The organism is Caballeronia choica (assembly GCF_001544535.1).
GTDB lineage: Bacteria > Pseudomonadota > Gammaproteobacteria > Burkholderiales > Burkholderiaceae > Caballeronia > Caballeronia choica.
Window position 1 is genome coordinate 1 of record NZ_FCON02000551.1, and the last position, 804, is coordinate 804.

Here is an 804-nt window from a genome sequence, read left to right on the forward strand (position 1 = left end):
AAGCTGAACCTGCGCACGCCGCGCGATGCGATCGACGCGGGCCTCGTCTATCTGACCGAAGACCGCAAGGGCCAGGGTCTCTTTCTCGACATGAGCGTGCGCGACAACATCAATGTCGCCGTCGCCGGCCGCGACGCGCGAATGGGCGTGCTCGATCTGGCGCGCGGCGCGGCGCGGGCGAAGGACGCGATTGCCTCGCTGACCATCCGCGTGCCGAGCGCGAAGGTGAACGCGGGCGCGCTCTCAGGCGGCAACCAGCAGAAGGTGCTGCTCTCGCGCCTCCTGGAAACCCACCCGCGCGTGCTGATCCTCGATGAACCGACGCGCGGCGTCGACATCGGCGCGAAGTCGGAGATCTACCGGATCATCAACGAACTGGCGAAGACCGGCGTCGGCATCATCATCATCTCGAGCGAACTGCCGGAGGTGATCGGTACCGCCGATCGTGTCCTCGTCATGCGTGAAGGCGAACTGGCCGGCGAACTCGGTGGTTACACGGGCAAGCCGATCACGCAGGAAGGCATCATCGAACTCGCCACCGGGTCGCGCCCGGCGCTGGGCGAAGCCGCTTGAACAGTACGAAAGACAGCACGAAACCGCAGAACAGAGACAGCTACACATACCGGAGGACGACATGAGCAACCCCATCAAGCAGGATGCGCCCGTTGCGGCGGCGAAGCAGGCCCAGCGGCAATCGCGGATCGAACACAAGGAGCGCATGCAGTCACTGATGCGCACGGCTGGCATGCTGCCCGTGCTGATCCTGCTGTGCATCGCGTTCGGCGTCGCGACGGACGGGTTCTT

Annotated in this window: 1 protein-coding gene and 1 pseudogene; both read left to right on the forward strand. The window is 65.2% G+C overall.

Annotated elements, in window-relative coordinates:
* A partial coding sequence (locus AWB68_RS45655) for an ATP-binding cassette domain-containing protein (protein WP_143282086.1) occupies window positions 1–573 on the forward strand: 573 nt, incomplete at its 5' end.
* Between the two features lie 61 nt (window positions 574–634).
* Window positions 635–804: pseudogene (locus AWB68_RS47955) on the forward strand (ribose ABC transporter permease); the annotation flags it as partial.